Source organism: Achromobacter sp. 46006, from assembly GCF_059761975.1.
On record NZ_JCBANN010000014.1, the window covers coordinates 67,130 to 91,749 of the forward strand.

The 24,620-nt window shown below is 66.5% G+C and carries 22 protein-coding genes; 21 read left to right on the top strand and 1 reads right to left on the bottom strand.

What is annotated here, in order from left to right; translation table 11 throughout:
- Nucleotides 1-67 precede the first annotated feature (67 nt).
- From AC6LKG_RS10150 to AC6LKG_RS10170, 5 genes are all read left to right on the top strand, one after another.
- Entirely contained in the window at nt 68-958 is an 891-nt protein-coding gene (locus tag AC6LKG_RS10150; RefSeq protein WP_498164197.1) for a LysR substrate-binding domain-containing protein, read from the top strand.
- Nucleotides 959-1,082: 124 nt separating this feature from the next.
- A complete protein-coding gene (locus AC6LKG_RS10155; protein ID WP_498164198.1) occupies nt 1,083-2,051 on the top strand; it encodes a Bug family tripartite tricarboxylate transporter substrate binding protein in 969 nt (322 codons plus the stop codon).
- Nucleotides 2,052-2,717, top strand: coding sequence for a 3-oxoacid CoA-transferase subunit A (locus AC6LKG_RS10160; RefSeq protein WP_498164199.1), 666 nt, complete (start codon nt 2,052-2,054; stop codon nt 2,715-2,717).
- A 1-nt stretch (nt 2,718) separates the two neighbouring features.
- Nucleotides 2,719-3,417: a 3-oxoacid CoA-transferase subunit B gene (locus tag AC6LKG_RS10165; protein ID WP_498164200.1), complete on the top strand. Its 699-nt coding sequence runs from the start codon at nt 2,719-2,721 to the stop codon at nt 3,415-3,417.
- An 18-nt stretch (nt 3,418-3,435) separates the two neighbouring features.
- On the top strand, nt 3,436-4,437 hold the full coding sequence (locus AC6LKG_RS10170) for a tripartite tricarboxylate transporter substrate binding protein (RefSeq protein WP_498164201.1): 1,002 nt from the start codon (nt 3,436-3,438) through the stop codon (nt 4,435-4,437).
- 357 nt (nt 4,438-4,794) lie between these two features.
- Here AC6LKG_RS10170 and AC6LKG_RS10175 read toward each other — a convergent pair whose 3' ends face one another.
- Nucleotides 4,795-6,570 carry a M61 family metallopeptidase gene (locus AC6LKG_RS10175; protein ID WP_498164202.1) on the bottom strand — a complete coding sequence of 592 codons (1,776 nt, stop codon included), beginning with the start codon at nt 6,568-6,570 and terminating at the stop codon, nt 4,795-4,797.
- A gap of 39 nt (nt 6,571-6,609) precedes the next feature.
- On the opposite strand from AC6LKG_RS10175, the gene AC6LKG_RS10180 reads away from it, so the two are divergent.
- The 16 genes from AC6LKG_RS10180 to AC6LKG_RS10255 all read left to right on the top strand — a co-directional run.
- Complete coding sequence (locus AC6LKG_RS10180; protein ID WP_049070829.1) at nt 6,610-7,386, top strand: enoyl-CoA hydratase; 777 nt, start codon at nt 6,610-6,612, stop codon at nt 7,384-7,386.
- Between the two features lie 280 nt (nt 7,387-7,666).
- Nucleotides 7,667-9,223 (top strand): DUF1254 domain-containing protein, encoded by a 1,557-nt coding sequence (locus AC6LKG_RS10185; RefSeq protein ID WP_498164203.1) that lies wholly within the window; start codon nt 7,667-7,669, stop codon nt 9,221-9,223.
- A gap of 478 nt (nt 9,224-9,701) precedes the next feature.
- Nucleotides 9,702-10,133, top strand: a complete 432-nt coding sequence (locus tag AC6LKG_RS10190) for an ATP synthase subunit I (RefSeq protein WP_498164216.1) — start codon at nt 9,702-9,704, stop codon at nt 10,131-10,133.
- 86 nt (nt 10,134-10,219) lie between these two features.
- The gene (gene atpB, locus AC6LKG_RS10195) at nt 10,220-11,101 is read left to right on the top strand and encodes a F0F1 ATP synthase subunit A (protein WP_498164204.1); all 882 of its coding nucleotides are present in this window, start codon (nt 10,220-10,222) and stop codon (nt 11,099-11,101) included.
- A gap of 117 nt (nt 11,102-11,218) precedes the next feature.
- On the top strand, nt 11,219-11,461 hold the full coding sequence (atpE, locus tag AC6LKG_RS10200; protein WP_003815363.1) for a F0F1 ATP synthase subunit C: 243 nt from the start codon (nt 11,219-11,221) through the stop codon (nt 11,459-11,461).
- Between the two features lie 142 nt (nt 11,462-11,603).
- Nucleotides 11,604-12,074: a F0F1 ATP synthase subunit B gene (locus AC6LKG_RS10205; RefSeq protein WP_039882659.1), complete on the top strand. Its 471-nt coding sequence runs from the start codon at nt 11,604-11,606 to the stop codon at nt 12,072-12,074.
- A 12-nt stretch (nt 12,075-12,086) separates the two neighbouring features.
- Nucleotides 12,087-12,626, top strand: a complete 540-nt coding sequence (locus AC6LKG_RS10210; RefSeq protein WP_498164205.1) for a F0F1 ATP synthase subunit delta — start codon at nt 12,087-12,089, stop codon at nt 12,624-12,626.
- 28 nt (nt 12,627-12,654) lie between these two features.
- The gene (gene atpA, locus AC6LKG_RS10215; RefSeq protein WP_498164206.1) at nt 12,655-14,196 is read left to right on the top strand and encodes a F0F1 ATP synthase subunit alpha; all 1,542 of its coding nucleotides are present in this window, start codon (nt 12,655-12,657) and stop codon (nt 14,194-14,196) included.
- Between the two features lie 99 nt (nt 14,197-14,295).
- Complete coding sequence (gene atpG / locus AC6LKG_RS10220) at nt 14,296-15,201, top strand: F0F1 ATP synthase subunit gamma (protein WP_006386767.1); 906 nt, start codon at nt 14,296-14,298, stop codon at nt 15,199-15,201.
- Between the two features lie 43 nt (nt 15,202-15,244).
- Entirely contained in the window at nt 15,245-16,645 is a 1,401-nt protein-coding gene (gene atpD, locus AC6LKG_RS10225) for a F0F1 ATP synthase subunit beta (RefSeq protein ID WP_498164207.1), read from the top strand.
- Between the two features lie 9 nt (nt 16,646-16,654).
- Complete coding sequence (locus AC6LKG_RS10230; protein ID WP_020925456.1) at nt 16,655-17,080, top strand: F0F1 ATP synthase subunit epsilon; 426 nt, start codon at nt 16,655-16,657, stop codon at nt 17,078-17,080.
- Nucleotides 17,081-17,298: 218 nt separating this feature from the next.
- A complete protein-coding gene (locus AC6LKG_RS10235) occupies nt 17,299-18,081 on the top strand; it encodes a helix-turn-helix domain-containing protein (RefSeq protein ID WP_498164208.1) in 783 nt (260 codons plus the stop codon).
- A gap of 105 nt (nt 18,082-18,186) precedes the next feature.
- Complete coding sequence (hemE, locus tag AC6LKG_RS10240) at nt 18,187-19,260, top strand: uroporphyrinogen decarboxylase (protein WP_498164209.1); 1,074 nt, start codon at nt 18,187-18,189, stop codon at nt 19,258-19,260.
- A 368-nt stretch (nt 19,261-19,628) separates the two neighbouring features.
- Nucleotides 19,629-21,734: a primosomal protein N' gene (locus AC6LKG_RS10245; RefSeq protein WP_498164210.1), complete on the top strand. Its 2,106-nt coding sequence runs from the start codon at nt 19,629-19,631 to the stop codon at nt 21,732-21,734.
- Nucleotides 21,735-21,789: 55 nt separating this feature from the next.
- Nucleotides 21,790-23,853, top strand: coding sequence for a UvrD-helicase domain-containing protein (locus AC6LKG_RS10250; protein ID WP_498164211.1), 2,064 nt, complete (start codon nt 21,790-21,792; stop codon nt 23,851-23,853).
- A 60-nt stretch (nt 23,854-23,913) separates the two neighbouring features.
- Nucleotides 23,914-24,620: AraC family ligand binding domain-containing protein (locus AC6LKG_RS10255; protein WP_498164212.1), on the top strand; the 707-nt coding region annotated here is incomplete at its 3' end.

Sequence of the window (24,620 nt, forward strand, 5' to 3'; positions counted from 1 at the left end):
GCCGCGAACGATAGTTTCCAATATAGTTTTTGTCTGGTTTCATATCTTTCGCAAATCATTGGCCGCCATGGAAATCCGCCAACTTCGCTATTTCGCCGTGCTGGCCGAAGAACTCAACTTCACCCGCGCCGCCGCCCGGCTGCACATTTCGCAGCCGCCGCTGAGCCTGCAGATCGCCCAGCTCGAGCGCGAGCTGGAGGTCAAGTTGTTCGACCGCACCAACCGGAAGGTGTCGCTGACCGCGGCCGGCGCGGCGTTCCTGAACGATGTGCGCGCCACGCTCGCGGGCCTGAAGGACGCCACGGTGCGCGCGCGCGCGGTGGACCAGGGCAGGGCGGGGCGGGTCGAGATCGGTCTGTCCGGTTCGCATTTCATGGGGCCGGTGCCGGCGCTGATCGCGCGCCACGCCGCCAGCCATCCGCAGGTCTCGGTGCTGCTCAACGAAATGAACCCGGCGGCGCAACTGGAAGCGCTGCGCGGCCATCGCATCGACGTCAGCATTTCGCGCACGGCGGTCGATGACGAGGCGCTGCAATCGCTGGCGCTATGGCCCGACGCGGTGGTGGCGGCGTTGCCGCCGGGCCACCGTTTGGCCGGCCGCAAGCGCCTGGCGCTGGCCGACCTGAAGCGGGACGCGTTCGTGATGCTGCGCACCGACACTTCTGCCTTCGCCCGTGAGCTGGCGGAGACCTGCGCCCGCGCCGGCCTGGCGCAGTCGGTGGCGCAGCGCGTGGCCGAAGTGCCGGCGCAACTGGCGCTGGTGGCGGCCGGACTGGGCGTGGCGCTGGTGCCGCAGTCGACCTGCGGCCACTTCGGCGCGCGCATCGCGGTGTGCGCGCTGCCGGCCGCGGCGGGCAGCGGCACGGTCTACGCGGTCACGCGGCGCGACGACGGCAACCGCGCGCTACGGGCGTTCCTGCGCACGGCGGCGCAGATGGCGGCGCGGCCGGTCCGCTGACGCGGCGCGCTCTTTTGCGCAGGCGAAGCCGCTCCTCCAGATTGCGGAATAGGCATTTCGCGGCGGCGCGGCCACACTCTCCCGCACAAGTCGATTCGCACCAGGATCATGCAGGGAGACAAGCATGCTGCACCCGCAACGCTGGCTGGCCGCCGGCGCGCTGTCGCTCGCCATGGCGAGCCCCGCCCTGGCGGCGTGGCCCGAACGGCCCATCACCCTCATCGTGCCGGCCTCGCCCGGCGGCACCACCGATATCGCGTCGCGCCTGATCGCCGACAAGCTGGCCGCGAAGCTGGGCCAGCAGGTCATCGTCGAGAACCGCGCCGGCGCCGCCGGCATCATCGGCGCGCAGACCCTGGCGCGCGCCAGGCCTGACGGCTACACGGTGCTGATGGGCAACATCGGCCCCAACGCCATCAATTACGCGCTCTACAAGACGCTGCCCTACAAGCCGGCCGACTTCGCGCCGGTGACACTGGTGATTTCCGTACCCAACGTGCTGGTGGTCAACGCGGCCTCGCCCGCGCGCAGCGTGGCCGACCTGCTGGCCCTGGCGAAGCGGGACCCGGGCCACGTGTCGTTCGGCAGCTCGGGCACGGGCCAGTCGCCGCATCTGTCGGCCGAACTGTTCAAGCAGCGCGCCGGCATCGGCGGCACCCACGTGCCCTACAAGGGCGCGGGCCCCGCCGTCGCCGCGCTGCTGGGCCAGCAGTTCACTTTCATGATCGACAACCTGCCCAGCTCCATGCCCTACATCCAGTCCGGCAAGCTGCGCGCGCTGGCGGTCACCAGCGCGCGGCGCCAGGCGGAATTGCCAGAGGTGCCCACCATGGCCGAGGCCGGGGTACCCGACATGGTGGTCACCGCCTGGTTCGGCCTGGTGGCGCCGGCCGGTACGCCATCCACCGTGATCGACACGCTCTATGCAGCCACTCGTGACGTGGTGCGCAGCCCCGACATTGCCGAGCGCTTTCGCGCCATGGGCGGACAGGCGGGTGGCAATACGCCGGCCGAGTTCGCCGCCTTCATCGACCAGGAACGCGCCCGCTGGAAGCGGATCGTGGATACCGCCGGCCTTGCCCAGGAGCGCTAAGTGATCGACAAGATTCAGGCCCGCATGATGGACGCCGTGGCCATCATCCCCGATGGCGCCAGCGTGCTGGTGGGCGGCTTCGGCGAGGCCGGCGTGCCGTACGAACTGCTGCACTGTCTGGCCGAGCTGGGCCGGCGCGACCTGACCCTCATCGCCAACAACGCCGGCACCCATGACCGCAGCATTGCCGCGCTGCTCAACCGGCGCCAGGTGCGCAAGATCATCTGCTCGCATCCGCGTCCGCCCAATTCCGAGGCCTTCGCCCGCGCCTTCCGCGCCGGCGAGGTGGAACTGGAGTGCGTGCCGCAGGGCACTCTGGCCGAGCGCCTGCGCGCGGCCGGCGCGGGCCTGGGGCCGTTCTACACGCCCACCGGCTATGGCACCGAGCTGGCGCAGGGCCGCCGCCAGGAGGTGATCGACGGCGTCGGCTATGTGCTGGAACAACCGCTGCGCGGCGACTACGCGCTGATCCGCGCGCACCAGGGCGACCGCTGGGGCAACCTGATGTACCGCCACGCCGCGCGCAATTTCAATCCAGTGATGTGCATGGCCGCCGGCCATGCCATCGCCCAGGTCGACGAGGTCGTGCCGCTGGGCGCCTTCACGCCCGAGCACATCATGACGCCCGGCCTGTTCGTGAAAACCGTGGTGCGGGTGGAGACCTGACATGACGACGATTGCCCCCATGACCCGCCAGCAGGTTGCGCAATTGCTGGCCGGCGATATCCCCGATGGCTCGGTCGTCAACCTCGGCATCGGCATGCCGACCCTGGTCGGCGACTACCTGCCGCCCGACAAGGACATCCTCTTGCACAGCGAGAACGGCATCACCGGCATGGGGCCGGCCGCGGCGGGCGACGCCGTCGATCCGGACCTCATCAATGCCAGCCGCCAGCCCATCACGCTGCTGCCGGGCGCCTCCATCACCGAGCACACGGTGTCGTTCGCCATGATGCGCGGCGGCCATCTCGACTACGCCGTGCTTGGCGCCTTCCAGGTCTCGGAACGCGGCGACCTGGCCAACTGGAAGACCGATGCCGCCGACGCCATTCCCGCCGTCGGCGGCGCCATGGACCTGGCCGTCGGCGCGCGCCAGGTGCTGGCCATGATGGAACACCGCGGCCGCGACGGCGCGCCCAAGATCCTGCGCCAGTGCCGCTACCCGTTGACGGGCGCGGGCGTGGTCACCCGCATCTACACCGACCTGGCCGTGATCGACGTCACGCCCGACGGCCTGCGCGTGCACGCCATGCTGCAGGGCATCAGCGCCGAGGACCTGCAGGCCGCCACCGAAGCGCCTTTGCAGTTCGACGCCACGCCGCGCGTCATCACGCTGGACGCCGCCGGCGTGCCGCGTTACGCCTGAATTCCACGGGAGGTTTCCATGCATCGTCCGCTCCTAGCCGCGCTGGCCGCCGTAAGTGGCCTGCTATGCGCCACGCCGGTCCCGGCCGCCGCGGCGTCCACCCCCGCGCCAGCGACTGCCGCCGGGGCTTACCCCGACAAGCCGATCACGCTGCTGATCCCATACCCGCCGGGCGGCAGCGCCGACATGCTGGCCCGCCCGCTCGGCGCGGCCCTGCAGAAGAAATGGAACCAGCCCGTGGTGCTGGAATACAAGCCCGGCGCCGGCGGCGCCATCGCCTCGTCGCAACTGGCGCGCGCCAGGCCCGACGGCTACACCCTGCTGATGGTCTTGGCCGCCCACGCCATCAACCCCAGCCTCTACCCCTCGCTGCCCTACGACACCCGCCGCGACTTTGCCCCAGTCTCGCTGGTCGCGACCCTGCCCATGCTGGTCGCGGCTCCGCTGTCCACACCGGCCAACAACATTCCCGAACTCATAGCCTACGCCAGGCAGCACCCCGGCAAGCTCAGCTTCGCCTCCGCCGGCAATGGCAACACCAGCCACCTGGCCGCGGAAATGTTCAAGCATCGGACCGGCACCGACATGCTGCACGTTCCCTACAAAGGCAGCGGGCCTGCCGTCGTCGCCCTGCTGGGCGGCGAGGTCTCGCTGATGTTCGACAGCATCTCCACTTCGCTGCCGCAAGTCCAGGCCGGCAAGCTCAAGGCCCTGGCCGTCACCGGCGCACACCGCTCGCCCCTGCTGCCCGGTGTGCCCACCGTCGCCGAAGCCGTCCCCGGCTTCGTCGTCAACGGCTGGTACGGCATCCTGGCTCCCGCCAACACGCCGTCCGCCATCCTCGACACCCTCAGCAGCGCCATCGCCGCGGCCGTCAACACTCCCGACCTGAAGGCCCAGCTGAACAGCTACGGCTACGAAACCGTAGGCTCCACCCCCGCCGCCTTCGCCGACCACATCAACAAGGAACTCGACACCTGGAAACAAGCCGTCGAAGTCTCCGGCGCGAAATTGAACTGACCCGGCAGGGCGCTTCGCGCCCACCGTGTGCAACCGGAAAAAGCCACTGTAGGCGCAAGCGAGACAGCCCCCCAAAGACCCACATACTCGAGAAAACGCTCGCGCAAGACGCAAATCCCCGCATACGCGACAGCGCCCTCATCGCGACGCAAGACACCACGTAAGCCGCAAAAGGCCGCCCCGCGCGGCCGCTTTGCGGCGGGCCCCGCAAGACCCTCCCCGCCCCACACCTAGACGGCAAAAACGCCAAGCAAAAAGCCCGCCCCAGCAACGGCCGTTAAGTCTCAACGCGCCTAAAGAACCCCACCGCCCCAATGCAAAAAGGGCCTTCCAATAAAGAAGGCCCTAAAAAAATACTCACCCAACCGACAACACACAATCCAACGCCTCAGGCCCCCCCAACCGAACCTGAAACACCCGCAACTCATCCCGCCTGAACACATGCACGCTCACGCGATCTCCTACCCGATACTGCCCCAGCAACACGTCGACGCCCGCGGCCCCTTCGACCTTCAAGCCATCGATCGCCACCAGCACATCCCCGGCCGACAGCCCGCCCCTGTGCCCGGCGCCGCCTTCCAGCACCGTCGCCAGCATCAGTGAATCCCCCTGCTTGCGCGTACGCACATCCAGCGAAGGAATGTTGACGGCGGCCTTCCACTGCAGCTTGACGCCTTGAGGCGCCAGCAGCTCCGCCAGCGGCACATCCGCCGTCCCATAGGCATGCCGTGCGATGAAGCGCCGCGCATCCACCCCGGTCGCCTCCTTGATCAACGCTGGCAGCCCATCTTCCGGCAGCCCCTGCGGCTTGCCGCGATAGAAATCGCGCCCGTACCGCTGCCACAACAGCCGCATCACATCGTCCAGCGAATACGCGCCCGCCGACTCCTGGCGGATCAGCAGATCCAGCCCCAGCGCCACCAGCGCGCCCTTGGTGTAATAACTGACCAGCGCATTGGGCGAATTCTCGTCCTGCTTGTAATAGCGCGTCCACGCGTCGAAGGAGCTTTCCGCCACCGACTGCTTGTGCCGTCCCGGCGTGCGCGCCACGCTGGTGATGGTCTTGGCCAGCAGGCGCAGGTAATCGTTCTGCGTGATGACGTTGGCGCGCAGCAGCAGCAGGTCGTCGTAGTAGGACGTGAACCCTTCGAACACCCACAGCAGCCGCGTCAGGTCCGGCTGCGCCAGGTCGTACGGCACGAACGCCTGCGGCTTGATGCGCTTGACGTTCCAGGTATGGAAATACTCATGGCTGACCAACCCAAGAAAGCCGCGATAGCCTTCGCCCTGGCCCTGCTGGCCCAGCACCGGCAGGTCCTTGCGCGCTGTCATCAACGCCGTGCTGGCGCGATGTTCCAGGCCGCCGTAGCCGTCGCCCGTCACCATCGTCATGAAGACATAGCGGTCGCTGCTGTCCAGGAAGGGCGCGCGCTTGCCGCGCGGTTCGAAAAAGGCGATCTGGGTTTCGCAGATCCTGCGCACGTCGTCGGTGATGCGGGCCAGGTCCAGGTTGGGCGCCACGCCCGTGAACACCAGTTCGTGCTCGGCGCCATGCGCCGTGAAGCTCGCCACCTGCGGCGTGCCCATTTCAACGGGATGATCGATCAACGCGTCGTAGTCCGGCGCCAGGTACAGGCCGAAGCCATGGCGGCGCGCCGCGCCCTTGTGGCCGCGGGCCTCGGGCAGGCTGGTGTAGACCTTCCAGCCGTCGATGCCGCGCGGCGGCGCCAGGTCCACCAGGCAGGGCTGGTGGTCTTGCCCATGCACCCGCAGGAACACGCTGGTGCCGTTGAAGAAACCGTGCGTTTCGTCCAGGTGCGCGCCGCGCACCGACAGGTCCCAGGCGTAAACCGTGTATTCGACCCGCAGCGGGCCGTCGCAGGGCGCGGCCTGCCAGGTGTGATTGTCTATTTTGTCGACAGCCACGCGGCGGTTGCCGCAATGGGCCGTCAGCGACTCGATCTGGCGCGAAAAATCGCGGATCAGGTAGCTGCCCGGAATCCAGGCCGGCAGCGACAGGCGTTGGCCATCGGGCGAGGGAGCCTGGACGGTTAGGGTTATCCGGTAGCGGTGCCCGGCAGGGTCATGAGGCGCGAGGCGGTAAAGTATCGGGAAAGCATCGGTTTTTTCCATGCGTATATCTTATTTCATCCCATCCTCTGGAGACAGGTAATGAGCGAGTCGTTTGTGCTGGTCGAAACCCGCGGCCGCGTCGGTCTGCTGACGCTGAACCGCCCCAAGGCGCTCAACGCGCTCAACGATCAACTGATGAACGAACTCGGGGCGGCGCTGCTGGCTTTCGAGGCGGATGCCGACATCGGCGCCGTGGTCATCACCGGCAGCGAAAAGGCCTTCGCCGCGGGCGCCGACATCGGCGCCATGAAAGACTGGTCGTACATGGACGTGTACGGCAGCGAATACATCACCCGCAACTGGGAAACCCTCAAGCGCATCCGCAAGCCCGTGATCGCCGCGGTCGCCGGCTACGCCCTGGGCGGCGGCTGCGAACTGGCCATGATGTGCGACATCATCATCGCCGCCGACACGGCCAAGTTCGGCCAGCCCGAGATCAAGCTGGGCGTCATTCCCGGCGCCGGCGGCACCCAGCGCCTGCCGCGCGCGGTGGGCAAGGCCAAGGCCATGGACATGGCCCTGACCGCCCGCATGATGGGCGCCGAGGAAGCCGAGCGCGCCGGCCTGGTGTCGCGCGTGGTGCCGGCCGACAAGCTGATGGACGAAGCTCTGGAGGCCGCCACCGTGATCGCGTCGATGTCGCTGCCGTCGGTCATGATGGCCAAGGAATGCGTCAATCGCGCCTTCGAGGGCTCGCTCAACGAAGGCCTGCTGTTCGAGCGCCGCGTGTTCCATTCGCTGTTCGCCACCGAGGACCAGAAGGAAGGCATGGCCGCGTTCACCGAGAAGCGCAAGCCTGACTTCAAGCACCGCTAAGCCGCGTTGCGCGGGACGAGGGCGGGCCTGCCCAGAGCGAGCCCGCCACGAACGCCGCCGGTTCGATCACGCGCCCGTTTCGGGCGCGTTTTTCATGCGGCGGGCGCGGAGCGGGTGTTGCGCCTTGAAACTTTTGAATAGCACATTGTTGCAGCGATCAGCCCTATCCTGGAAAGGCGTCACTCTGAAAACGAGTTGCCGCGCCAGAAGGGTTTGCCCGGACTGGTAAGCCTCACGCGCGTCGGCTCGTTTGCAAACAATAAGCAACAAGGAGCCTTGCATGCGTACTTCCCCTCTCCATCGCCGGTGGCCGGCCGCCGTGCTCGCGGGTGCCCTCGGTGTCTGCTTCGTGACCGCTACGCAAGCCCAATCGCCGCGGCCGACGCTGCGGCTGGTGTCCGAGACGCCGTATCCCGCCGCCACCGCGCCCGCGCCGCAAATGAGCGCGCAGGAACTGCGCGACATCGCCATCGATGCCTACGTCTACGCCTATCCCATGGTGCTGATGGAACTGGCGCGCCGCAAGGCCACCGCGGTGCAGTCGCCGCTGGACGGCAAGGCGCCGGTCAACCAGTTCGGCCACAAGGCTGCGTTCCCCGACCCGCGCGCGGCCGACACGCCTTGGCCCAGCGCCGACGCGCTGTATTCCAGCCTGTGGTTCGACGTGTCGCGCGCGCCGCTGATCGTGCGTCTGCCCGATAGCGGCAACCGCTATACCGTGCTGTCGGCGCTGGACATGTGGAGCGACGTATTCGCCTCGCGCGGCACTCGCACCAACGGCCCTGGCGCCCAGTCGTTCGCCATTGTCGGCCCGGACTGGCAGGGCGCGCTGCCGCCGGGCATGGACGTTATCCACAGTCCCACCGCGACCGGCTGGCTGATCGGCTGGACGCAGACCGGTGGTCCGCAGGACTACGCCGCGGTCAATCAGATCCAGGCCAACATGTCGGCCAGCCCGATGGTGCCGCCGGTGGCGCCGGTGCCCGGACGCCATCGCGGCGCCGGCAGCGCCACGCCCTATCCGCAGACCGGTCCGGGGGTGGGCGCGGCGCCGATCGGCAGCGACGTTCCCATGCCGATGCCCGTCAGTGTGCCCGACGGCACGCCGGCCGAGCAGGCCGCCAGCATGGATGCCGCCTCGTTCTTCACGCTGTTCTTCGATGTCATGCGCAACAACCCGCCGCACGCCAATGACACGCCGATACTGGACCGCATGCGCCGCATCGGCCTGGACGGCCGCCAGCCGTTCTCGTATAGCCGCCTGAGCCCGGCCGTGCAGCAGGCCCTGGCCGACGCGCAGCCGCTGGCCGGCCGCCGTATTGCCGACGGCGTGTCGCGCCTTGCCACGCCGATCAATGGCTGGAACACGGTGCTCACCGGCATTGGCACCTATGGCACCGACTACACCCGCCGCGCCGCCATCGCCTACGCCGGGCTGGGAGCGCCGACGCCGGAAGACGTGCTCTATCCCGTCACCGTTGCCGACAGCAAGGGCCGCGCGCTGAATTCGGATGAGGACTACGTGCTGCACTTCGACAAGGGCCAGTTGCCGCCGGCCAATGCCTTCTGGTCGCTGCACGTCTACAACGACAAGCACGGCTTTCCCGATAATCCCGCCAACCGCTACGTGCTGCGCAGCACCGATGCCTTGAAGTACAACGCCGACGGCTCGCTCGATCTCTATATCCAGCGCCGCGACCCGGGCGAGCGCAAGCGCGCCAACTGGCTGGCGACGCCGACCGCCGATGGCCCGTTCCTGCTCAGCATGCGCCTGTACTGGCCGCAGGATGTGGCGCTTGACGGGTTGTGGGCGCCGCCTCCGGTCAAGGAAGATTGATCGGCATGGCCGGGCTTCTCTCCCGGCCAGCATCGCCCGGGCCCCGCGAGGGGCCTTTTTTTTGCCTGCTTTGCGGCCTGTTCCGGCCGATGGCCGGCGCGCTGGGAGTGGCGCCGGGACACATCGCCAGACCATTTCGCGTCCCCAATTTTGCTGCCGCCCGGCCACTTTCCGTGGGCATGTTGTCACCTTACAAACGGCCGAAAGTTCATTTGCTCGGGCAAAAAGAAACACGCTATACTCTGCGGGTTTGACGCTTGCGGGATAAGAACACGTGGCGGTAATTTCGTCTGAGTTCTGACAGTGGCAAGGCTTGCAGTATGGCTTTGAGCGGGGAAGTTTGATGCAGCAGAACACAGTGCGGCACGAACCTGCGCGCCGGGGGGAGCAACCCTTCAGGGGAGACAACCCCGAAGGAAATCATCCCGAGGGAGATGCATTCCTGCATTCGGCGCAACAGGGCGGGGCACGCCAGGTTCTGGCGGATCAGGGTCCGGTAGACCGGGTGCTGGTTCTCAGCGACGCGGACCGCGCGGCGCTGGATGCGCAAGCTGGCCGCGGCCTCTTGTTGGCACTGGCGGCGCAAGGCGCCATGGGGCTCGCAGCGGCAGTAATAGCGGGGGTTGTCGGAGGGGCGGCGGCGGGTTGGTCGGCGCTGGCGGGGGCAGGAGCGTATTTCATACCCAATGCGTTGTTCGCATTGCGCCTGGCTGTCAGTGTCCGGACCGGCAAGGCCAGTCCCTTTACCTTTCTCTCTGGTGAGTTGATCAAGTTGTTCGCAACGGCATTGCTGTTGTGGCTGCTTTCGCGTGTGGCACAGGACAGTCTGGTCTGGCCCGCGGCGCTGCTGGGCTTGATACTCACCTTGAAGGGATATCTCCTGCTTTTGATGTTCCGCAAGTTGTCATAGCGCGCCGGGTAGGTTACGGCAAACGGAATCGTGGAATCGTCCGGCTCGCAAGGGCTCGGGCATACAGCAAATAGGGTAGGATTCAAATGGCTGCTGCCAGCGACGTGTCGCCTCAGTCCGCTTATATTCAGCACCACCTGGTGCACCTGAACAATACGGGCGAAAAACAGACTGCAATTGCTCAGTTTGACATCATCAATTACGACTCGTTGTTCTGGTCCGGCCTGACGGGCCTGATCGTCATCTTCTTCCTGTGGCGCGCCGCCCGCCGTGCGACCGCCGGCGTCCCGGGCCGCTTCCAGGCCTTCGTGGAAATGATCGTCGACATGGTCGACGACCAGGCCAAGGGCATCGTCCACAATGCCAAGAGCCGCCTCTTCATCGCGCCGCTCGCGCTCACCGTGTTCCTCTGGATCATCCTGATGAACGCGCTGGACCTGCTGCCCGTCGACCTGATGCCGTCGATCTGGCGCTGGACCGGTCTGGGTGCGCACCACGGCGACCCTCTCTATTACCACCGCGTGCTGCCCACCGCCGACCTGAACGTGCCTATGGGCATGTCGCTGGGCGTGCTGCTGCTGATGTTCTACTACGGCATCAAGATCAAGCACCCGGGCGGCTTCGTCAAGGAACTGTTCACCGCGCCGTTCCATGCGCATGGCCTGGGCGCCCTCGTCCTGGCTCCGTTCAACCTGCTGCTGAACCTGATCGAATACGCCGCCAAGTCCGTGTCGCTGGGCATGCGGTTGTTCGGCAACATGTTCGCAGGCGAACTGATTTTCATGCTGATCGCCCTCTTGGGCGGCGCCTGGACCGGCTTCAACGGCGCCAGCATCGGCTTGGGAATCGGCCACGTGCTGGCCGGCTCGATCTGGGCCATCTTCCACATCCTGATCGTGTTGCTCCAGGCCTTCATCTTCATGATGCTGACCCTGGTGTATCTCGGCCAGGCGCACGAAGGCCACTGATCCCCCGAATTTCCCGCGCCGGTCATCCGGCCGGCGCGGGATAGCAAGATCATCTTGCATTGAGCAGTACCCCAATCTTTTATTTTTTGACTTCAGATTTCTAACCAAGGAGTTGTCATGACCAACGTCGCTTTCGTTGCTCTCGCTTGCGGTCTTATCATCGGTCTGGGCGCTATCGGCGCTTGCATCGGCATCGCACTGATGGGCGGCAAATATCTGGAAGCTTCGGCTCGTCAGCCTGAACTGATGAACGCTCTGCAAACCAAGATGTTCCTGCTGGCTGGCCTGATCGACGCGGCATTCCTGATCGGCGTGGGTATCGCCATGCTGTTCGCCTTCGCCAACCCGTTCGTCGGCTAAGGCACGCCCGCCGGCGAAAAGGCGGGTCATGACGCTGGTGGCGATGCGGGCCTGAGCCCCGTCGCCGACCGGCAAAGTATCGAGTGCTCCGCGTTGCCCGTCCCGGGTGCCGTCGGAGCCGCAAGGTGTTAAAGGAACGACCGTGAATCTGAACGCGACGATCATTTTCCAGATGCTCGTGTTCTTCGTTCTGGGCTGGTTCACGATGAAATTCGTGTGGCCTCCTCTGACGAAGGCGATGGACGAGCGCCGCCAAAAAATCGCCGACGGCCTTGCCGCCGCGGAGAAGGGCAAGGCCGATCTGGCCCAGGCCCAGGCGCGTGTCAGTCTGATCGAGGCTTCTGCCAAGTCCGAAAACCACGCCCGCATCATCGAGGCCGAGAAGCAAGCCGCCTCCCTGATCGAGCAGGCCCGCCGTGAAGCGGAAGCCGAGCGTGCCCGCATCGTGGCGCAAGCCGCGCAGGACGCCGCGCAGGAAGTCCAGCGCGCCCGTGACGCGCTGCGCGACGACGTTGCCGCGCTGGCTGTCAAGGGTGCTGAACAGATCCTCAAGCGCGAGGTTGACGCCCGCGCCCACGCCGAGCTGCTGAACCAGCTCCGCGCGCAGCTTTAATCCGGGACCGTCATGGCTGAACTTTCCACTGTTGCCAGGCCCTACGCCGAAGCCTTGTTCGCCGCCGCGTGCGACGACAAGGCCGGCCTGCAGGCTTGGGCCGACCTGGTCAGCGAGCTGTCGCAGGTCGCCTCCAACCCCGACGTGCGCGAGGCCATGGCCGATCCGCGTCTGGGCGACACGCAGCGCGTCGAGCTGTTCTCCGGCCTGCTGAAGGCCGAACTGCCCCAGGCCGCCCGCAATTTCATCGCGCTGCTGGTCGAAAACGACCGGCTGCTGCTGTTGCCCGAGATCGCCACGCAATTCGTGGCGTTGCGGAACCGTCACGACGGCACGGCGCAGGCGGAAATCACCAGCGCGTTCGAGCTGAGCGATGCCCAGGTCCAAGAGCTGGTGGCCGGCCTCGAGAAGAAATTCGGCCTGAAGCTCAAGCCCGTCGTCACCGTCGACCAGTCGTTGATCGGCGGCGTGCGCGTGGCCGTCGGGGACCAGGTGCTCGATACTTCCGTACAAGCCCAATTGGCCCGCATGCGCGATCAGCTCGCCGCTTAAGGCAACTAACAGGATTCCAGGAGTCAATATGCAACTCAATCCCTCCGAGATCAGCGAACTGCTCAAGAGCCGCATCGAGGGCCTGGGCGCTTCGGCTGATGTCCGTACTCAGGGCACCGTCGTGTCCGTGACCGACGGTATTACCCGCATCCACGGCCTGTCCGACGTGATGCAGGGCGAAATGCTCGAATTCCCCAACAACGTCTTCGGTCTGGCGCTCAACCTCGAGCGTGATTCCGTCGGCGCCGTTATTCTCGGTGACTACACCGGCGTTTCCGAAGGCGACGCGGTCAAGACGACCGGCCGCATTCTGGAAGTGCCGGTCGGCCCCGAGCTGAAAGGCCGCGTGGTCAACACGCTGGGCGAGCCGATCGACGGCAAGGGCCCGGTCAACGCCAAGGCCACCGACATCATCGAAAAAGTGGCCCCCGGCGTTATCGCCCGCCGCTCGGTGTCGCAGCCGCTGCAAACCGGCATCAAGGCTATCGACTCGATGGTTCCCATCGGCCGTGGCCAGCGCGAACTGATCATCGGCGACCGCCAGACCGGCAAGACCGCCGTGGCCGTCGACACCATCATCAGCCAGAAGGGCAAGGGCGTCACCTGCGTGTACGTCGCCATCGGCCAGAAGGCTTCGACGATCAACAACGTGGTGCGCAAGCTGGAAGAGCACGGCGCGATGGAATACACCATCGTCGTGGCCGCCTCGGCTTCGGACTCCGCCGCCATGCAGTACCTGGCCGCCTACGCCGGCTGCACGATGGGCGAATACTTCCGCGATCGCGGCGAAGACGCCCTGATCGTCTATGACGACCTGACCAAGCAAGCCTGGGCCTACCGCCAGGTGTCGCTGCTGCTGCGCCGTCCGCCGGGCCGCGAAGCCTACCCGGGCGACGTGTTCTACCTGCACTCGCGCCTGCTCGAGCGTGCCGCCCGCGTGAACGAAGAGTACGTCGAGAAGTTCACCAACGGCGCCGTCAAGGGCAAGACCGGCTCGCTGACCGCGCTGCCGATCATCGAAACCCAGGCAGGCGACGTGTCGGCCTTCGTTCCGACCAACGTGATTTCGATCACGGACGGCCAGATCTTCCTGGAAACCGACCTGTTCAACGCGGGTGTGCGTCCCGCCATCAACGCCGGTATCTCGGTGTCGCGCGTGGGCGGTGCCGCCCAGACCAAGGTCGTCAAGAAGCTGTCCGGCGGTATCCGTACCGACCTGGCGCAGTACCGTGAACTGGCCGCCTTCGCGCAGTTCGCCTCGGACCTGGACGACGCCACCCGTCGCCAGCTCGAGCGCGGCAAGCGCGTGGTGGAACTGCTCAAGCAGCCGCAATACCAGCCGCTGCAGGTGTGGGAACTGGCCGTCACGCTGTACACGGTCAACAACGGCTACCTGGATGACGTGGACGTGGCCCAGGTGCTGTCGTTCGAAAAGTCGCTCAAGGACCAGCTCAAGGCCAAGCACGCCGCCCTGATCCAGCGCGTCGAAGACACCAAGGAACTGTCCAAGGACGACGAAAGCGAACTCGCCGCCGCCATCCAGGAATTCAAGAAGCACGGTGCTTTTTAAGAAAGTGATGGGTTAGGCGTCCACTGCGCCTCACCCATCCTTATCGGATGGTTGAGGCGCCAGCGCCAACCCATCGGCCAGTCTTCACAGGAAAGCGCAATGCCCGGAATTAAGGAAATCCGAACCAAGATCAAGAGCGTGCAAAACACGCGCAAGATCACCAAGGCGATGGAAATGGTCGCCGCATCCAAGATGCGCAAGGCGCAGGAACGGATGCGCGCGGGCCGTCCGTACGCCACCAAGGTGCGCGAGATCGCCGCGCACCTGATGCAGGCCAACCCCGAGTACAGCCACCCGTACCTGGTCGAGCGCGAAGTCAAGGCGGTCGGCGTGGTCATGGTGACGACGGACAAGGGTCTGTGCGGCGGCTTGAACACCAACATCACCCGCGTGGTGCTGTCGAAGCTGAAAGAGTTCGAAAAGAACGGCATCGCCGTTCAGGCGACCGCTTTCGGCAACAAGGGCGTGGGCGTGCTGTCCCGCATCGGCGCCAAGCTGGTCTCCCAGGAAGTGCAACTGGGCGACAAGCCGCAACTGGATCGCCTGCTGGGCGCGATCAAGGTGCAGCTGGACGCCTACCTGGAAGGCCGCATCGACGCGCTGTACGTGGCTTCGACCCGCTTCGTCAACACGATGAAGCAGGAGCCGCTGTTCCTGCGCCTGCTGCCCCTGGCCAGCGGTTTGGAAGATCCGTACCAGACGGGCGCCGAAAGCCTGGCCAAGACTTCGGAAGTGAAATCGGATTACAGCTGGGATTACATCTACGAACCCGACGCTCGTAGCGTGATCGACGACCTGCTGCAGCGTTACGTTGAAGGCCTGCTGTACCAAGCCGTGGCCGAGAACATGGCTTCGGAGCAGTCGGCCCGGATGGTCGCCATGAAGGCGGCGTCGGACAACGCCAAGAAGGTCATCGGCGATCTGCAGCTGGTCTACAACAAGACCCGCCAGGCCGCGATCACCAAGGAAATTTCGGAAATCGTAGGGGGCGCTGCCGCCGTCTGAGGCAGGCAGCATCCCGTCAAAAGCTATCAAGCAAGGAATCGACATGAGCAACGGAACCATCGTTCAGTGCATCGGCGCCGTGGTGGATATTCAGTTCCCCCGCGATCACATGCCCAAGATCTACGAAGCGCTTACTCTGGTCGACGAGGGTTCCTCGTTCGCCGAAAAGGGTCTGACGCTGGAAGTGCAGCAACAGCTGGGTGACGGCGTGGTGCGTACCATCGCCCTGGGCTCCAGCGACGGCCTGCGCCGCGGCATGAAGGTCGCCGGCACCGGCGCCCCGATCTCGGTGCCGGTCGGCACCGGCACGCTCGGCCGCATCATGGACGTGCTGGGCCGCCCGATCGACGAAGCTGGCGAGATCCAGCACGAAGAAAAGCGTGGCATCCACCAGCCGGCTCCCCGTTTCGACGAGCTGTCGCCGTCGGTGGAACTGCTGGAAACCGGCATCAAGGTTATTGACCTGGTGTGCCCGTTCGCCAAGGGCGGCAAGGTCGGCCTGTTCGGCGGCGCCGGCGTGGGCAAGACCGTCAACATGATGGAACTGATCAACAACATCGCCAAGCAGCACAGCGGCTTGTCGGTGTTCGCCGGCGTGGGTGAGCGTACCCGTGAAGGCAACGACTTCTACCACGAAATGGAAGAGTCGAACGTTCTGGACAAGGTCGCCATGGTGTTCGGTCAGATGAACGAACCCCCGGGCAACCGTCTGCGCGTGGCGCTGACCGGCCTGACGATGGCCGAGAAGTTCCGCGACGAAGGCCGCGACATCCTGTTCTTCGTGGACAACATCTACCGCTACACCCTGGCCGGTACCGAAGTGTCGGCGCTGCTGGGCCGTATGCCCTCGGCAGTGGGCTACCAGCCCACGCTGGCCGAGGAAATGGGCAAGCTGCAAGAGCGCATCACGTCCACCAAGACCGGCTCGATCACCTCGATCCAGGCCGTGTACGTGCCGGCGGATGACTTGACCGACCCGTCGCCCGCCACCACCTTCCAGCACTTGGACTCGACCGTCGTGCTGTCGCGTGACATCGCCGCCCTGGGTATCTACCCGGCCGTGGACCCGCTGGATTCGTCCAGCCGCCAGCTCGACCCGCAAGTCGTCGGCGAAGAGCACTACGCCGTGGCCCGTGGCGTGCAGCAGACGCTGCAGCGCTACAAGGAACTGCGCGACATCATCGCGATTCTGGGCATGGACGAACTGTCGCCGGAAGACAAGCAGGCCGTGGCCCGCGCCCGCAAGATCCAGCGTTTCCTGTCGCAGCCGTTCCACGTGGCCGAAGTGTTCACCGGTTCGCCCGGCAAGTACGTGCCGCTGGCCGAAACCATCCGTGGTTTCAAGATGATCGTGAACGGCGAGTGCGATGCGCTGCCGGAACAGGCCTTCTACATGGTCGGCTCGATCGACGAGGCCTTCGAGAAGGCCAAGAAACTGCAATAAGGAACCGATATGGCTACCCTGCATGTGGATGTCGTCAGCGCAGAGGAAGCGATCTTCTCCGGTGAGGCGAAGTTCGTGGTGCTGCCTGGCGAAGCGGGCGAGCTGGGCATCCTGCCCGGCCACACCCCGCTGATCTCGCGCGTACGCCCCGGGACGGTCAAGATCGTCCGTGCCGACCAAGGCGAGGAGAACATCTTCGTCGCCGGGGGCATTCTGGAAGTGCAGCCGGGCAGCGTGACGGTCCTGGCCGACACCGCCATCCGTGCCGCCGACCTGGACGAAGCCCGTGCCCTGGAAGCGCGCAAGCGCGCCGAAGAGGCCCTGGCCAACGCCAAGGACAAGGCCGACATCGCGGTTGTCGAAGCGGAACTCGCCATGTTGGCGGCGCAAGCCGTCGCGGCGCGCAAGCTGCGTCAAGGCGGCCGCTCGCACTGAGCGCCGGTACGACTCGCCGGGGTTCGCCCCGGATCGGAAAAAAGCGGCCATCGGCCGCTTTTTTCATTGGACCGCCGGCGTCATGCGCCGCGCGCGAGGCGAGCGGGGCCTGCCCGCGGCCTCGGTCACCCGCGCCCGGTCTGCGTTCTCTACGAATGGTGGCGCGCGAAGCGCGGCTGTAGCCTCCAGGTATTGCAATTCGAGCCTGGAGGGGCGGCATGCGAGAAACCATGGATTGCGGGGTATTGCTGGCCCCGGGCCACGAATCCGCCATGGGCGTTTGGGTCGCGCGCGAACAGGCCCGCCTGGCGCGGGTCCGTCTGCACCTGGTGCCGCTGCGCGCGCCGGGCAGCGGGCCAGGCGGCCCCGATACCCACGCCCTGGCCGGGCTGGCGGTCGGCCTGCGCCGCTACGATCATTGCATCCTGCCGGTGGCGCCGGCATCGCTGGCCTGGACTCGCATGTCGCTGCAGCAGGCCGGCCGCGCCCTGGTGACGCCGCTCCTGCTGCTGGTGCACGACATGACCGCACCCGCCATCGAAGACCTGCTGCGGCTGGGGGCCGCCGATTTCATCGCGGCGCCGTGCTGCCTCGAAAGCCTGCGCGTGCGGCTGGCGCGGCTGGCGCGCCGGGCGCCGCTGTTGCCGCCAGCGCTGCAAGAGCCGGTCGCGGTCTACGCTGGCCCGGCGCAGCGGCCGGCGGGCCGGATCGGCGCGCGGCCACGGGTCGCGCGGCAGGTGTTGCAGCAGGGGCTGGCCGGGCTGCGCTACCAACCCGATCGCACCACGCAGGAACCCTTCCGGCAAGCCAAGGCGCGCGTGGTCGATGGCTTCGAATCAGACTACATCCGCCTGGCGCTGTCGCGCCATCAGGGCAACGTGGCGCGCGCGGCGCGCGCCTCCAGCAAGCACCGCCGCGCATTCTGGGCGCTGATGCGCAAGCACGGCATCGATGCCGCCCCTTATCGCCGCATGGCCGCGCAGGCGCCGTTGCCAGACTGAGGCAATCCACGCGTCCTTGCGCCGCGGCAATCCGGTCCGTCGCCGGCGGCTCGCCCTGTCAGCTTGGGGCAGTAAAATCACGGCTTCCGATCATCGAGGATAGCCGTGTCCGCTTCCGTCTTGAAGAACGATGTGTTCTTGCGCGCGCTGCTGCGCGAGCCCGTGCCCTACACCCCCATCTGGCTGATGCGCCAGGCGGGCCGCTATCTGCCCGAATACCGCCAGACGCGGGCGCGGGCTGGTTCCTTCATGGGCCTGGCGCAGAATCCGGACTATGCCTCGGAAGTCACATTGCAACCGCTCCAACGCTACGACCTGGATGCGGCGATCCTGTTCTCAGACATCCTCACCGTGCCGCACGCCATGGGCCTGGGCCTGGACTTCGCCGAGGGCGAAGGTCCGCGCTTCGCGCGCCCGGTGCGCACCGAAGAAGACGTGGCGCGCCTGGCCGTGCCCGACATGGACAAGCTGCGCTACGTGTTCGACGCGGTCGCCACCATCCGCCGCGATCTGGATGGCAAGGTACCGCTGATCGGCTTCGCCGGCAGCCCCTGGACCATCGCCTGCTACATGGTCGAAGGGCGGGGCAGTGACGACTACCGCCTGATCAAGACCATGCTGTATGCGCGTCCTGACCTGCTGCACCGCATCCTGGAAATCAACGCTGAAGCCACGCTGCAATACCTGAACGCGCAGATCGCCGCGGGCGCGCAGGCGGTCATGCTGTTCGACAGTTGGGGCGGTGTGCTGGCCGATGGCCTGTTCCAGCAGTTCTCGCTGGCCTATACCCGCAAGGTGGTGGCAGGCCTGACGCGCGAACACGAAGGCCGCCGCGTGCCGGCCATCGTCTTCACCAAGGGCGGCGGCCAGTGGCTCGAAGATATCGCCGCCTGCGGCTGCGATGCCGTGGGCCTGGACTGGACCGTCGACCTGGCCGCGGCGCGACGCCGCACCGGCGACTCGGTCGCGTTCCAGGGCAACCTGGACCCCATGGCGTTGTTCGGGGGGGGCGAAGCCGTCCGCGCCGAGGCGCGCCGGGTGCTCGACGCCTTCGGGCCGGTGGGCAAGGGCGGCCATGTTTTCAACCTGGGGCACGGGATTTCGCGCTTCACGCCGCCTGAAGCAGTAGCCGAATTGGTCGACGAAGTCCACCGTCATAGCCGTTCGCTGAGAGGGTAAGTGAGTGGACGCTTCGGCCCGCAGGTCCGGGCAATGAGGCCCCCGAGCGTAGTTGTGCACAGCAAGATCAGACTCGGGGAAAACCCTCTAGGAGCTAGTTTACAATCTTGAAAGTTTGCCTAAGCCTATGTTTTTAATGGGATAAAATTGGTTTTCAACAAGGTTGCAAGAGTTGATGCAATCTTGCCTTATTCCAATTTCTAAGGTTGCTCTGGCCTTTTCCCCAAAGTTATCCACAGGGGCTGGAATCCCGTCCGGGATTGCGGCGACAATCCTTGTCAGTGCGGGCGCCGGCCCGCCCCGTTTCTCCAGGCCCTGTCATCGCGCCCATTTCGGGCCAGTTCCGTTCATGTTCCGTTCTCCTTTCAATGTCTGAAGACTTCGCGCTGGTCGAATCCGCGCCGGCCTCGCCGGCGCCGGTCTGCTGGGTGCGCGTCGCGCTGGACGTGCCGCTGCCCGGTCCGTTCGATTACCGCCACCACGAGCCGATCGCCGCGGGCCTGCGGGTGATCGTGCCATTCGGCCGCCGCAAGCTGATCGGCGTAGTGGTGGACAACCCCGCCGAGCCGTCCTACGAACCCAGGCAGATCAAGCCGATCGAGGAAGTGCTGAGCGACCTGCCGCCCTTCGACGAAGGCTGGCTGCGCCTGGCGCGCTTTGCCGCCGAATACTACCAACGGCCCCTGGGCGAGGTGATGCTGCCGACCCTGCCACCGCCGCTGCGCAAACCCACGGCCTATCAGGGCAAGCGCTCGGCGGGCGGCCCGGTGGCACGACTGGATGGGCGCAAGCGCAAGGCGGCCCGCAACCCGGCCGAGGCCGACCGGCCGCCCGAACTGAACGATGCGCAGCGCGAGGCGGTGGACACCATCGCGGGACTCGCCGCGTTCAAACCGGTGCTGTTGTACGGCGTGACCGGCAGCGGCAAGACCGAGGTCTATCTGCGCGCCGCCGAGAAAGTGCTGGCCGCGGGGCGCCAGGTTCTGCTGCTGGTGCCGGAAATCAACCTGACGCCGCAACTGGAGGGCGCCCTGCGCGCTCGCCTGGAAGGGCTGCTGGGAGCGGACGGACTTGCTGTGCTGCATAGCGGCCTGGCGGATGGCGAACGGCTGCAGGCCTGGGTGCGCGCGCAGCGCGGCCAGGCGCGCATGTTGCTGGGCACGCGCATGGCGATCTTTGCGCCCATGAGTGAACTTGGGCTGATCGTGGTCGACGAAGAACACGACGCCTCGTACAAGCAGCAGGACGGCCTGCGCTATTCCGCGCGCGACCTGGCGGTATGGCGCGCGCATGACCTCGACATCCCGGTGGTGCTGGGCTCGGCCACGCCGTCACTGGAAACCTGGCAGCATGCCGAGCGCGGCCGCTACTTGCGGCTGGCGCTGCCGGCGCGCGCCCGCGCCAGTTCGTTGCCGGCCATGAAGCTGGTGGATACGCGCCGGCTGCAGATGAAGCACGGCATGTCGCCGCAACTGCTGGAAGCCGTCGGCGAACGGCTGGCGCGCAAGGAACAGTCGCTGATCTTCCTGAACCGGCGCGGGTTCGCGCCGGTGCTGCATTGCCAGTCCTGCGGCTGGGTCAGCAATTGCCCGCGCTGCACCGCCTTCACGGTACTTCACCGCGCCGCCGGCCGCGGCCACCGCCTGCAATGCCACCACTGCGGCTACCAGGCGCCGGTGCCGCATGCCTGCCCCGAATGCGGCGACCAGGACCTGGCGCCGATGGGGCGCGGCACGCAGCGGGTCGAGGAACACCTGGCCGAACTGTTCCCCGAGGCGCGCATCCTGCGCATCGACGCCGACAGTACCCGCAAGAAGGGCAGCGCCGAGGCGTTGTTCGCATCGGTGCATGCGGGCGAAGTCGACATCCTGGTCGGCACGCAGATGGTGTCCAAGGGCCATGACTTCGCGCGGCTCGGGCTGGTCGGCGTGCTCAACCCCGATTCGGCATTGTTCGCGCATGATTTCCGCGCACCCGAACGCCTGTTCGCCCAGTTGATGCAGGTGGCAGGCCGCGCCGGCCGCCATCAGGGCAACGGCCAGGTCATCATCCAGACCGGCTACCCCGAGCAGCCGGTGTACCAGGCGCTGCTGCGCCATGACTACGCGGGCTTTGCGCGCCACGCGCTGCAGGAGCGTGAAAGCACCGGCCTGCCGCCGTTCGCCTACCAGGCGCTGCTGACCGCCGAGGCGCGCGAGCTGGCGGTGGCGCAGGCTTTCCTGCAACAGGCGCGGGCCCTGCCCGAGGGCGAGTGGGCCGCCGATTTCCCGGGGTTGGACGCGGTCATGCTGTACGACCCGGTGCCGCTGCGGGTGGTGCGGGTGGCCAACATCGAACGCGCCCAACTGCTGGTGGAAAGCACCAGCCGTCCGGCGCTGCAGGCCTTCCTGGCGTCGTGGTCGCACCACTTGCCGTACCTGGCCAACGAGGCCCGGGTGCGCTGGCAACTGGAGGTCGACCCGCTCGAAATCTGACGGCGGCGCGCCGCCGCTGCGATTACTCTATGTGGTTCCCCATTCCCCGAATTCCATGTCCGCTCACGAACCCATCGGCCACGGCCTGAATCCCGCGCAGAAAGAGGCGGTGCTGTACCTGGACGGCCCCTGCCTGGTGCTGGCCGGCGCCGGCAGCGGCAAGACGCGCGTCATCACGCAAAAAATCGCCTACCTGTTGCGCGAATGCGGCTACATGGGCCGCAACGTGGTGGCGCTGACCTTCACCAACAAGGCCGCGCGCGAGATGGACGAACGCGTCAAGACGCTGGTGGACCGCAAGCTGGGCAAGGGCCTGACCATCAGCACCTTCCATTCGCTGGGCGTGAAGCTCTTGCGCGAAGAGGCGCGCAACGCGGGTCTCAAGCCGACCTTCTCGATCCTGGACGCCGATGATGCCATGGCGATCATCCAGGAATTGCTGGCCACCACCGACAAGGGCCGCCTGCGCCACGTGCAGGGCATCATCTCGCTGTGGAAGAACGCGCTGATGGACCCCGACGACGCGGCGCGCGAGGCCATCACGCCGGGCGACGTCGAGGCCGCCAACGTCTATCGCAGCTACGCCGCCACGCTGGCCGCCTACCAGGCCGTGGATTTCGACGACCTGATCCGCATCCCGGCCATCCTGCTGGCCAACAACGAAGAGGTGCGCACGCGCTGGCAGAACCGCGTGCGCTACCTGCTGGTCGATGAATACCAGGACACCAACGTCTGCCAGTACCGCCTGGTGCAGTTGCTGACCGGTCCGCGCGCCATGTTCACAGCGGTGGGCGATGACGACCAGGCCATCTACGCCTGGCGCGGCGCCACGATCGAGAACCTGGCCAAGCTGACCACCGATTACCCCAATCTCAAGCTGATCAAGCTGGAGCAGAACTACCGCTCGGTGCAGCGCATCCTGGCGGCGGCCAACCAGGTGATCGAGAAGAACCCCAAGCTGTTCGAAAAGAAGCTGTGGTCGGACCTGGGCGTGGGCGAGCCGATCGTCGTTTCGGCGATGGACGGCGAGGAGCACGAGGCCGAGTCCATCGCCATGAAGATCTCGGCGTCGCGTTTCGAGCGCCAGGCGCAGTGGAAGGATTTCGCCATCCTGTACCGCGGCAATCACCAGTCGCGCATCCTGGAGCAGGCGCTGCGCAACCTGAAGATCCCGTACACGATCGCGGGCGGGCAGAGTTTCTTCGACAAGGCCGAGGTGCGCGACATCCTGGCCTACCTGCGGCTGCTGGCCAACGACGAGGACGATCCGGCCTTCATCCGCGCGGCCACCACGCCCAAGCGCGGCATCGGCCAGGCCACGTTGCAGACGCTGGGCCAGTACGCCGCCACGCGCGAGTTGTCGCTGCTGGCCGCGGTCGCGGAGACCGGGCTGGAAAGCCTGCTGGCGCCGCGTCAGCTCGAGCCGCTGCGCACCTTTACCGAATTCATCCGCCGCATGCAGTGGCGCGCCGGCCGCGGCGCCACGGCCGGTACCGATGGCGCGCCGGCCGAACCGGCCGGCGTGATCCTGGACGACCTGGTGCAGGCGATCCAGTACGAACGTCACCTGTTCGAACTGTTCGACGAACGGCCGGCGCAGACCCGCTGGCAGAACGTGCTGGAGTTGACCGGCTGGCTCAAGCGCAAGGCCGAAGAGGACAACATGTCGCTGTTCGAGCTGGTGCAGCACGTGGCGCTGGTGACCATGCTCGAACGGGGCGAGGAAGAGGAACCGGACGCGGTCAAGATGTCGACCCTGCATGCGTCCAAGGGCCTGGAGTATCCGCACGTGTACCTGGCGGGCGTCGAAGAAGGCCTGCTGCCGCACCTGGGCAAGGACGACGAAGTCGGCGACCCGGCGCGCGCCGCCGAGAACCTGGCCACCCGCATCCAGGAAGAGCGGCGCCTGATGTACGTGGGCATCACCCGCGCCCAGCGCAGCCTGAACCTGAGCTGGTGCAAGCGCCGGCGCCGGGCGCGCGAGGACCTGGTGCGCGAGCCCTCGCGTTTCATCGAGGAAATGGGCCTGGACGCCCCGGGCATCCAGGAAGACGAGACCACCGCCGCCATGAATCCCAAGGAACGCATGGCCATGCTCAAGGCCTTGCTGAAGAAGTGACGCCGCAATAAATTACAAGACCGAAAGGCGCGAGCGGGGCTATACCTGCCGTTTTGCACCATGGCGTTGACGATGAAGGACGACGTGCGTTATCGACCGGTGCCCGGTACGCCGGGCCTGGTGCTGGGCGTGGCGCGGCTGGTCGATTTCCAGTTCGACCGGCATTACCACGTCGATTATCACATCGGCCTGGTGACCCAGGGCGTGCAGCGCCAGACCTTCCGTGGCCGCAGTACGCTGCTGGGCCCGGGCGGTATCGCCTTGATGCCGCCGGGCGAGATCCATGATGGCGCCGGCGTAGCCGACTATGGCCAATTCCATACCCTGAACACTTTCCGCATCGCACCGGAGTTGATGCGCGGCTTCATCGCCGAGGTCTCCGGCGGCGCGCCGAATGAGTGTTTTCTGGGCACCCTGATCGAGGACGCCGGCCTGGCTGCCCGCTTCGTGGCGTTGCATGCCTCCTGGATGGCGGACGCCGCCGCCGGGCCGCTGGCGCACGAGGCCGCGTCGCTGGCCTTGATGGGCGCGCTGTTCGCCCGCACCGGCGCGGTGGCGCCGCAGCAGGTGCGCGGCGGTCTGGCGCCGCCGCACCTGCGGTTGGTGCTGGATTACTGCCAGGCGCACCTGGACGAGAAGATCGGGTTGGCGGATCTGGCGCGCCTGTGCGGCTTGAGCCGCTATCAGTTCCTGCGCCGCTTCGCGCTGTCGGTGGGCCTGACGCCGCACGCCTGGCTGACGCGGCTGCGGCTGGAAAGGGCCTGCGC